Below are 9,630 nucleotides of genomic sequence, written 5' to 3'. Positions count from 1 at the left end.
CCCCCCCCCCCCCCCCCCCCCCCCCCCCCCCGGCGGCCCAGGGTTTCTCTGCCGTGTCGCTCCGTTACCCTGGCCCCCGGCTTTCGCCGGGGAACAGCCAGGCGGCGAACCGCCCAGCTCTAGCTCCCGACAATCACCATCTTGCCGCTGGTCTTCGCCCCGCCGTCCGCCGAAAGATCGATGGTGAAGCTCTCGCCATCATCGGTGGTGCCGGCGAAGCCATTGCCCTTCTCGTTGAACTTGAAGCCCTTGTCGGTCAGCTTCTCGCGGAACCAGCCCTGCACCTTGGCAAGGTCGGCGGGGCTGGAGAAGGCGGCGGTCACCTTGCCTTCGTCCTTCTGCTTGCCGGCATGGTCCGTAGCATCGACGTTGAAGCTGGTGATCGTCGAATTGGGATAGAGCTTCACGCCGTCCATGTCGAAATTCTCGGCGGTCATCTTGATGTTCGGGACCTTGAAGCTGCCCTCGAAGCCGTCGCTCTTCACCGATACGGCGCCGTTGTTCATCGCGAACACAGCATTGTCGCCATCGTCCGAATGCGCGTTGATCGAGATCGAGGTACCCTCGCCGCCGCAGGCGGCAAGCGCGAGGGGAAGGAGCAGCAGCGGCAAATAACGCATCGACCAGTCTCCAGCGTATTATCTACGCAACACACTAGCGGAAGCATGCCGGCAGCGCAACAGGGCTTGGCGCTGCGGCGCGGCGATGGAAGAGCCATGCCAGCCAATAGTCATTCCTGAAAGTCGGCCCGGCGCTATGGGGTGCGGGATTTGGGGCCTTCCAGCTTGATCCCGGCCGGTCGAACCCCCGGTCCCTTCGCGATCCTTGGCATCACGAAGTCGGAGAACACGCCGCCGCTGGCCATGGTGTCGTACAGGATGTTCATCCTGGCGGTGTCCGCAATCGTCCAGAGCGCCGACGGCACCGGGGTGAAGCCGTCATTGAAGTCCAGCGAATAGCATCTGGGAACGCCATGGGTGCCGGCGAGGGCCGAGAACTCCACGCCCTTGCGCTCGACAATATGCTTGTTGAACTGCGCGACGGCGCCCGTCCGCATCTCGCGCAACGCCTCGACCGGCTTGCCGATGGCCTCCAGGGGCGCGCTCATCACGTCGGCGCAGGGGCTGCCCAGATTCGGCGTTCCCAGCATCAAAAGGTGGGCGACCTGCGGCTTGCCATCGGGGTAGATCGGCATCGACAGGTGAATATATTGCCGCGCCACCAGACCCCCCATCGTATGCGCGACGATATCGACGTGCCAGGCATTGGAGAATTCCTGCGCATAGCGGATATAGCGCGTCAGTTCCGCGGCATTCTGGCTGATCGTCTTGGTGGGCTTCAGCGACGTCGCGCTCTCGCCCATGTCCATCTTCCCATTGCCCGGCCTCTCGCCGACCGCGAATGCATTCCAGCCGGCATAGTGCGTTTCGTTGAGCATGGAGGGCCAGGTTCTCCACATCGACCAATCGGCCCAGTAGCCATGGACCAGCACGAGCGGCCTGGGCGCCAGATTCAGATTCCGTGAGAGGTCGTCGATCTTCTTGTTGTTGTCCCAGATTTCGGCCTTGATCGACTGGCGGTGCTTCGGGCGGCCGTCATCGTACCAGGCGTGGCCCGATGTATCCCAAAGGAAATCGACGGTTTTCTCCTCGCCGGCCGGGACGTTGAAAGAGACCTGCTTCAGCAGCTTGGCCGGGCCTTCCGGCATGTTCTTTCCTGGCTGATCCCTGTCCTTGAACATCAGCGTGGCCGACTGGTCCTCGCCCGAGTCATTGGCGACGATCGCTCGCATCCGCACGATGTTGCCGTCGACCGTTGTGGTTTCGGGCGTCACCTCCCGCCATGCTTCCCAGAGCGGGAACTTCATGTCCTCGAACTTGAGGTCCACCAGGCGCAACGGCGTGCCGCACCGCCGGAGATCCCAGACAAGCGTATCGGTGACGTTGCCATACTTCTTCGAATAGCTGCCCGACAGATGGTCGAGGTTGGAGAGCGGCACCCGGTGCGAGCCGTCGGTGGAGAAGGAGATGGGGTCGGTGCGGCCTTCGACGGGCGGCACGTTGGTGGTGCCGCCCTTCTTGGGATAGCACTGGCCGCTGTAGCTGCTCGAGCTCGACCCGGTGGTGGTCGAATGCAGCGCGGGCACGGATATGCCGATCGAATAGGCGCCGTTCGCGCTCATCGTGACGCTGACGTTCGCCTCGACGCCGGGGGTGCTGGCGCGGGTTTCCCGTTGCGTGGTGAAGGAGCCTGACATCGTCCGCGGCTGGCGCTCGCCGCTGCACACGGCCTGATCCGTAGACGAACGGCTTTCGGAGAAGCTGAGCAGCGAGCTCGCATTGGCTGTGGCGACGCTGTAGCCGCGCCGTTCGGGCGTCTCGCGCACCCTGATCCGCGCCGAATAATCATAGTTCGTCGTCGAATTGGAGGTCTGGATGCCCTTGCCGGCGATCCGTGGCGAGGATTTGGACAGCGTACTCATTTGCTTCCGCGTGAATTGGACCGACCCCGACCATCCTCTGGGGCATTGGGCGGCGCCTGGCGTTCCGGCGGGTGCCGGCGGGTTCGCCGCGCTGGTGAGGATCAGGCCGAAAGCCAGGGACGGGATAAGGCGCAGCTTGCTCATCGGCTCCCTCGAACGCGGTAGGTCTGGCGTCGGCCGGCGCATTGGCCGCAGCGATCCCGATGTACCTTTCGTCCGGGCTACTATGGGCCCTGGCGCCGACCAAGCAGGGCGCGGGCCCCTGGTCGCCGGAATGGCGACCTTGGACGCAAGGACGGACGCATGCCGGCAATGCAACAGGGGGTGACGTAGCGGCGAGGATGCGCCATTTGCGCGGCTATGGAAGAGCCGCACCTCACAGCAAGCGCCCAGAATAAGGCGCCGCTCGCGTTCGGCGAGTTCGTCAGCCTCGTCGCCGCGATGATGGCGCTCACCGCGCTCGGCATCGATTCGATGCTGCCTGCCCTGCCGGCGATCGGCCACAGCCTCGGCGTGGCCGAGCCCAATCATCGCCAGTACGTCATCACGGCCTTCCTGATCGGTTTCGCCGTCGCCCAGCTTGCCTATGGCCCGCTGTCGGATCGCTTCGGGCGCCGCCCGGTGCTGGCGATCGCGCTCACTTCCTATGTGGTGACCAGCGTGGTCGCCGCCGCCTCGGGCAGCTTCACCCTGTTGCTGATCGCCCGCGCCGCGATGGGCGCGTCGGCGGCGGGTGCACGCGTCGTATCGGTGGCGCTGGTGCGCGACTGTTTCGCCGGCCGCGCGATGGCGCGGGTGATGAGCCTGGCCTTCATCGTCTTCATGGCGGCGCCGATCGTCGCGCCCAGCCTGGGGCAGCTGATCCTCTACGCCGGTTCCTGGCGGCTGATCTTCTGGGCGATCGGCGGTGTCGCGGCCGCGGTGGTGCTGTGGTTCTGGCTGCGCATGCCCGAGACGCTGGACCAGGAGAGCCGCCTCTCGCTCAACCCGGCGCGCATCGTCGCCGATTACGGCCTGATGCTGCGCGATCGCCAGGCGGTGGGCTACACGATCGGCATCATGCTGCTCTCGGGCGGCATGTTCGGCTTCATCGGCTCGGTGCAGCAGGTGATGGAGGACGTGTTCCACGCGCCCGGGCTGCTCGCGGTGGTCTTCCCCTGCGTCGCCTCGACCATGGCGCTCGGCTCCTTCCTCAATTCGCGGCTGGTGATGAAGGTCGGCATGCGCCGGATATCGCACACGGCTCTGGCGGGCATGATCGCCTTTGCCGCGGTCCACCTTGCCATCGCCCTGGCCGGCTTCGAATCGATCTGGAGCTTCACGGTGCTCCAGGCGCTGATGATGGGCTGTGTCGGCCTCTCCACCTCGAACTTCTCGGCGATGGCGATGGAGAAGATGGGCGAGATCGCCGGCACCGCGTCCAGCCTCCAGGGCTTCGTCACTACGCTCGGCTCGGCGGTGATCGGCGCGGCGATCGGCCAGGCGTTCGATGGCACCACCGTGCCGCTCTACGCCGGATTCCTGCTTATGGGGGTCATCGCTTTCGTGGTAGTAGCGGTGACCGAGCGCGGACGCATGTTCCGCCCCGGCTAGGGAACGCTCGGGCGCCATCGCCGTTCGCACTCACGAGGCCCGCCGCGGTGGCGGGCGCGTTACGTGAGGACAGGCAATGGGCGGTTACCAGGTTCCGGGACGTGGTTCGGGTGACGACGGTTTCGACGAGGAAGGCTATGACGAGAGCCAGCGCGCCGAGATCCTCGAGGCGACCAATGACGGCCCGAGCGACGGCGATATCCTGACCGACCTGTCCCCCGATTTCGGCGACGACGACGATGACGACGCGGACGACCTCCGCATGGTCGACGACGAGATCGGCGAGGAGGATGACGAGGCCGAGCAGACCGAGCGCGCCATCTCCGAGGACGAGGTCCAGGACGATTTCGACGAGGACGAGCTCGAGGATGACGACGATCTCGACGATGCCGACGAGGACTCGCTCGAGCCCTGAAACCCCGTATTGACCTGCGGCATGGAGCGGCGGAACATGCCGCCCCATGACCAGGGACCCCAGGGTGGACGCCTATATCGAGGGCCGCGCCGAGTTCGCGCGGCCGATCCTCACTTGGCTGCGCGATCGCTTCCACGTCGCGGTGCCGCAGGTGGAGGAGACGATCAAATGGTCGCACCCCTTCTTCACCCTGGGCGGCAAGCCGCTCGCCAACATGGCCGCGTTCAAGGCGCATGCGAGCTTCGGCTTCTGGAACCGCCAGGAGAATGAAACCGGCAGGGAAGGCGAGGCGATGGGCCAGTTCGGCCGCATCGAATCGCTCGCCGACCTGCCGCCGGCCGAGGAGGTCGAGCAGCTGATCCGCGACGCGGTGGCCCGGCTCGGCGAAGCGAAGCCCGCCCGTCCCCGTGCCGCCCCCAAGGGCGAGGCCGAAGTCCCGCCCGAGCTCGGCGAGGCGCTGGCCGGAGACGCCGCCGCCCAGGCCGCCTTCACCGCCTTCCCGCCCGGCTGCCGCCGCGAATATTGCGAATGGATCGCCGAGGCCAAGCGGCCCGAGACCAAGGCCAGGCGCGTCGCCGAGGCCGTCGCCTGGATGCGCGAGGGCAAGCGCCGCAACTGGAAATACGAGAATTGCTGAGGCGATAAGCCGGTCTTGCCAACCTTCTTCGTTGTGTTACGGTATATCATCATAACGAGGAGAGCTGCCATGGCCCGTGCAATCCGTGTCCGTCGTCTTCCCGATGCCGCCCCGATCGGCGCGATCAACATCACGCCGCTGATCGACGTGATGCTCGTCCTGCTCGTCGTGATCATCATCGCCATCCCGATCGCCAGCCACAAGGTGCCGGTCGATCTCCCCGTCGGCCACGGCACCGTCGATCCGCAGCCGCCCGCGGTGCTCGCGATCGATCGCCAGGGTTCGCTCTACTGGAACGGCGCCGCGCTCCCCGATGCAGCGCTGCCCGCCAGGCTGACCGCGCTCCAGCAATCGGGGGCGGCGCTGCATCTCCAGACCGATCCCGAAGCGCGCTATGAGCGGTTCGACGGCGTGCTCGCGACCGTGAAGCGCGCGGGCATCACCAAGCTCGGCTTTGTCGGAAATCGACCCCTGGAAGATTGACGGGAACGGGCGCATCGGGCGTTCGTTACGCTGCCGAACGAACCAAGGATTTCCCCGATGCGCCTACCCCTTATCGCCCTGCTCGCGCTCGGCGCCTGCTCCAGCCAGCAGCCCGCCGCACCGGTCAACGCCGCGCAGGCCGAAGAGACCAACATCACCACCGATGCCTCGCCCGCGCCGCTCGACAAGGCGCCCGCGAAGGGCACGGGCAAGGCGATCACCGCGCGCTTCCGCTGCATGGACGGCGTCCGCATCGTCGCCCGCTTCGATCCCGACAAGGGCAGCGCCGTCGTCACCCGCGCCGGCACCAGCGTCACGCTCCAGCAGCAGGTCATGGCCTCGGGCATCCGCTATTCGGACGGCCAGGTGACCTTCCAGGGCAAGGGCGACGCCATGTCGTACGAGGCGCCGGGCCAGCCGCCGATCGCCTGCACCGCCATTCGCGGCTGAGCCCGTCTCAGCCCCTACACCGTCATCCCGGCCTTGAGCCGGGATGACGAGAAATCCCGAATAGGGTGCAGCGGCATCTTGCAGCGCAAGGCGAAGCGGGGGAAGCTCGCCCGATCAAGCCGGAAGGACAGATGCCCAGCTACACCGCGACGATCACCGCCGGGCCCGAAGACATCGACGAGCTCGGCCATGTCAACAATGCCGTCTGGGTGAAGTGGATCCAGGACGTGGCGGTGGCGCATTGGTATGCCGTCGCCGCGCCCGAGCATGAGGCGGCCTATTTCTGGGTCGTGACCCGGCACGAGATCGATTATCGCGGCAATGTCAGCGAAGGCGAGACGGTGACCGCCGAGACCTGGGTACCCCATGCCCCGCGCGGCGCGCGCTTCGATCGCCACATGAAGTTCACCGGCGCCGACGGGAAGGTGCGGGTCGAGGCCAAGACCACCTGGGCGATCATCGACCGCGCGACGCAACGCCTGATCCGCGTGCCCCCCGAAGTCGCGGCGCCGTTCCTGGACTGAGGCGGCCACAGAACCACCGTCACCCTGAACTTGTTTCAGGGTCCAACGCTCCACCAAGGATATGGCCTGAGGCGCGTTGGATGCTGAAACAAGTTCAGCATGACGGGGATAGGGATTCCGAAGCCGGAATTACCGTCATCCCCGCCCTCGCGGGCATGACGAGAGTAGAACCGCGCTCTGCCTTACCCGCTGTTCCGCAGCGCCGTCGCGATCGCGTTGATCGACAGCAGGATGCCTTCGCCGATCCGCGGATCCTCCTCGCCGGCGCGGTGGCGCTTGAGCAGCTCGATCTGCAGCAGGTTGAGCGGCTCGATATAGGGCAGCCGCAGCCGGATCGAGGTCTCCAGCGCCTGGTGCTTCTCCAGCAGCCGCGTCTGGCGCGTCGCCTGGAGCAGCCCGTCATGCGTCTTCTGCCAGCCCTCGCGGATCTGCCCGAAGATCTTGTCGCGCAGGCCCGCATCCTCGACCAGCGCGGCATAGTGCGCGGCGATCTCCATGTCGGACTTGGCCAGCACCTGCTCCATGTTCGCCAGCGTCGAGGCGAACAGCGGCCAGGCCGTCGCCATCTCGCGCAACAGCCCCTTGTCCTCGAATTGCTCCATCGCCTGGCCGACGCCGTACCAGCCCGGCAGCATCACGCGCGCCTGCGCCCAGCTGAACACCCAGGGAATGGCGCGCAGGTCCTCGATCGCGTCGCTCTTCTTGCGGCTGGCCGGGCGCGAGCCGATCTTGAGCCCGGCGATCTCGGCGATCGGCGTCGCCTGGCGGAAGAAGCTGGTGAAGCCCTCGGTCTCATAGACCAGCCCGCGATAGGCCTTGAACGCGGCGTCGGAGAGCTGGTCCATCGCCGCCGCGAAACGCTCCGCATCGGCCTTGTTCAGCTTCTCCGGTTCCAGGCTGGCAAGCAGCGTCGCCGAAGCCATCGCCTCGAGGTTGGTCCGCGCGCTCTCGCGCGTGCCGTACTTCGCCGCGATGATCTCGCCCTGCTCGGTCACCCGGATGCGGCCCTGCACCGTGCCCCGGGGCTGGGCGAGGATCGCCGCGAAGCTCGATCCGCCGCCGCGACCCACCGCGCCGCCGCGGCCATGGAACAGCTGCATGCCGAGATTGGCCTTCTCGAACACCGGCTTGAGCGCGGTCGATCCGCGCGACAGCTGCCAGGTCGAAGTCAGATAGCCGCCATCCTTGTTCGAATCGGAATAGCCGATCATCACTTCCTGGTGGCCGCGCTTCGCCGCGATCGCCGCGACTTCGGGCAGGCCGAGCCAGGCTTCCATGATCGGCGGCGCGGCTTCGAGATCGCCGATCGTCTCGAACAGCGGGATCGCCATGATATGCGCCTGCGGCTCGTCGCCGGGGATGTAGAGGCCCGCTTCCTTGAGCAGGATATGGACCTCGAGCAGGTCCGACACCGACTGCGCCATCGAGACGATGTAATGGGTGATGCAGGCGCGGCCGTACTTCGCATGCGCCTGCGCCGCGGCGCGGACGATCGCCAGCTCGGAAGCGGTCTCCTCCGAATATTCGGCATAGGGGCTGGTCAGCGGCCGCGCATTGGCGAGCTCCTTGCGGAGCAGCGCGATGCGTTCGTCTTCCGAAAGCGCCGCATAATCCTCGACCACGCCGCCGGCCTTGAGCAGCTCGGCGACCACGCGTTCGTGCACCGCGCTGTTCTGGCGCATGTCGAGCGTGGCGAGGTGGAAGCCGAAGGTCTCGGTCGCGCGGATCAGCCGGCCCAGCGCACCGCCGGTGGCGAGCGGGCCGGCACCCTCGTCGGCGAGCGCGCGGGCGATCGTCACCAGCTCGTCGCGGAACTCGGCCGGCGTCGCATAGGGCTCGGCGGCGATCGCGGCCGGGCGCGGCGGCGCCTTGCCGGTCAGCTTCTCATGCGTGGCGGAAAGCCGTGCGTACACGCCGGTGATCGCCCGGCGATAGGGTTCGTCGGCGCGGCTGCGCGCTTCGTCATGGCTGGCCTCGGCCAGCTTGAGCAGCGCTTCGCTCACTTCGACATGTTCGGTCGAGATCGACAGCTCGGCGCCGAGCGCGTGGACCGCGTCGAGATAATAGCCGAGCACCGCCTCGGCCGCGCGGGCCAGCGCGAACTGCATCGAATCGGCGGTGACGAAGGGATTGCCGTCGCGGTCGCCGCCGATCCAGCTGCCGGGGCGCAGGAAACTCGGCGTGCGGTTGCCCAGCGCCCGGTCCCAGCGCGCATAGAGCGCCGGCAGCACCGGCAGGAAGATGTCGCGCAGATAGGAGAGGGCGGTCTCCACCTCGTCGGCCACGCCCAGCTTCTCGCGGCGCAGCACGCGCGTCTGCCAAAGGAGTGCGATCTGGCGCAGGATCGCTTCCTCCACCTGGTCGCCGTCCTCGGTCTCGGCAACGCCCTGGTCGCGCAGCAGCATCAGCTCGGCGATCCGGTTCTTGTGGTCGATCATCGACTTGCGGCGCACTTCGGTCGGGTGCGCGGTCAGTACCGGGGCGACCAGCGCATGGTCGAGCAGCGCCATCACCGAGTCGCGGCCGATGCCTTCGCTCTCCAGCCGCTTGAGCGCGGAGGCGATATCGGCATCCTTCTCGCTCGCCACGCCCTGCCGGTCCTCGGCCAGATTGGCGAGCATCGAGAACAGCATGAAGCCGCGGGTGAAATCGAGTGTCTCGTCCAGGCTCAGCCGGTCGAGCCCGCGATCGACCGATCCCGATCCGGCCACGCCACGCGCCCGGTCGACCGAGGTCGATCGAATATATTCGATGCGCTTGAACAGCTCCTCGCCGCCATAGGCACGGATAACGTTGCCGAGGAGCCGACCGAGGAAGCGAACATCCTCGTTATTTGCGATTGCGAGGCTAGCCATGAGGCGCGTTGCTGCACTGCGAAACGTTACGGGGTCAACGGCAAAGCGCTTGGGGGTGCGTTTAGTTTCGCTTCTTCGCTTGGATTGCGGCGACTTGAGGGGGGATTCCGAGGCCGGCCTCCCCGGAAGCTGTTCCCCCGGGGAAACCCGGGGGCCCGGGGTTTGCCCCCGGGGGGGCTGTTTGCGTGGGG

At 66.8% G+C, this 9,630-nt stretch carries 9 protein-coding genes; 6 read left to right on the top strand and 3 right to left on the bottom strand.

From position 1 onward, the window contains the following. Positions 1-119: 119 nt before the first annotated feature. Both AAHM44_RS24050 and AAHM44_RS24045 read right to left on the bottom strand, forming a co-directional pair. On the bottom strand, positions 120-620 hold the full coding sequence (locus AAHM44_RS24050; protein WP_342251575.1) for a hypothetical protein: 501 nt from the start codon (positions 618-620) through the stop codon (positions 120-122). A 134-nt stretch (positions 621-754) separates the two neighbouring features. After that, positions 755-2,482 carry an esterase/lipase family protein gene (locus tag AAHM44_RS24045; protein WP_342251574.1) on the bottom strand — a complete coding sequence of 576 codons (1,728 nt, stop codon included), beginning with the start codon at positions 2,480-2,482 and terminating at the stop codon, positions 755-757. Positions 2,483-2,842: 360 nt separating this feature from the next. On the opposite strand from AAHM44_RS24045, the gene AAHM44_RS24040 reads away from it, so the two are divergent. The 6 genes from AAHM44_RS24040 (at position 2,843) to AAHM44_RS24015 (ending at position 6,584) form a co-directional block, all read left to right on the top strand. After that, positions 2,843-4,075: a multidrug effflux MFS transporter gene (locus tag AAHM44_RS24040; RefSeq protein WP_269573643.1), complete on the top strand. Its 1,233-nt coding sequence runs from the start codon at positions 2,843-2,845 to the stop codon at positions 4,073-4,075. A 76-nt stretch (positions 4,076-4,151) separates the two neighbouring features. Beyond that, positions 4,152-4,490 (top strand): DNA primase, encoded by a 339-nt coding sequence (locus AAHM44_RS24035; RefSeq protein WP_269573644.1) that lies wholly within the window; start codon positions 4,152-4,154, stop codon positions 4,488-4,490. A gap of 46 nt (positions 4,491-4,536) precedes the next feature. Continuing rightward, positions 4,537-5,127: a YdeI/OmpD-associated family protein gene (locus AAHM44_RS24030; protein ID WP_342251573.1), complete on the top strand. Its 591-nt coding sequence runs from the start codon at positions 4,537-4,539 to the stop codon at positions 5,125-5,127. A gap of 69 nt (positions 5,128-5,196) precedes the next feature. Next, a complete protein-coding gene (locus AAHM44_RS24025; RefSeq protein ID WP_269573646.1) occupies positions 5,197-5,610 on the top strand; it encodes an ExbD/TolR family protein in 414 nt (137 codons plus the stop codon). Positions 5,611-5,667: 57 nt separating this feature from the next. After that, a complete protein-coding gene (locus AAHM44_RS24020) occupies positions 5,668-6,060 on the top strand; it encodes an MliC family protein (RefSeq protein WP_342251572.1) in 393 nt (130 codons plus the stop codon). 131 nt (positions 6,061-6,191) lie between these two features. Beyond that, positions 6,192-6,584, top strand: coding sequence for an acyl-CoA thioesterase (locus tag AAHM44_RS24015; protein WP_342251571.1), 393 nt, complete (start codon positions 6,192-6,194; stop codon positions 6,582-6,584). A 182-nt stretch (positions 6,585-6,766) separates the two neighbouring features. Here the strand turns inward: AAHM44_RS24015 and ppc are convergent, their stop codons facing one another. Further along, complete coding sequence (gene ppc / locus AAHM44_RS24010) at positions 6,767-9,439, bottom strand: phosphoenolpyruvate carboxylase (RefSeq protein ID WP_342251570.1); 2,673 nt, start codon at positions 9,437-9,439, stop codon at positions 6,767-6,769. Between the last annotated feature and the right edge of the window lie 191 nt (positions 9,440-9,630).

The sequence above is a fragment of the Sphingomonas sp. OTU376 genome (assembly GCF_038440415.1).
Taxonomy (GTDB): Bacteria; Pseudomonadota; Alphaproteobacteria; order Sphingomonadales; family Sphingomonadaceae; genus Sphingomonas; species Sphingomonas kyeonggiensis_A.
This window is presented reverse-complemented; position numbering and strand designations above follow the sequence as displayed.

Bases quoted from the DNA above. Each gene is read 5' to 3' on its own strand.
- AAHM44_RS24050 (WP_342251575.1), bottom strand. From the start codon at position 620: ATGCGTTATTTGCCGCTGCTGCTCCTTCCCCTCGCGCTTGCCGCCTGC.
- AAHM44_RS24045 (WP_342251574.1), bottom strand. From the start codon at position 2,482: ATGAGTACGCTGTCCAAATCCTCGCCACGGATCGCCGGCAAGGGCATC.
- AAHM44_RS24040 (WP_269573643.1), top strand. From the start codon at position 2,843: ATGGAAGAGCCGCACCTCACAGCAAGCGCCCAGAATAAGGCGCCGCTC.
- AAHM44_RS24035 (WP_269573644.1), top strand. From the start codon at position 4,152: ATGGGCGGTTACCAGGTTCCGGGACGTGGTTCGGGTGACGACGGTTTC.
- AAHM44_RS24030 (WP_342251573.1), top strand. From the start codon at position 4,537: ATGACCAGGGACCCCAGGGTGGACGCCTATATCGAGGGCCGCGCCGAG.
- AAHM44_RS24025 (WP_269573646.1), top strand. From the start codon at position 5,197: ATGGCCCGTGCAATCCGTGTCCGTCGTCTTCCCGATGCCGCCCCGATC.
- AAHM44_RS24020 (WP_342251572.1), top strand. From the start codon at position 5,668: ATGCGCCTACCCCTTATCGCCCTGCTCGCGCTCGGCGCCTGCTCCAGC.
- AAHM44_RS24015 (WP_342251571.1), top strand. From the start codon at position 6,192: ATGCCCAGCTACACCGCGACGATCACCGCCGGGCCCGAAGACATCGAC.
- ppc (WP_342251570.1), bottom strand. From the start codon at position 9,439: ATGGCTAGCCTCGCAATCGCAAATAACGAGGATGTTCGCTTCCTCGGT.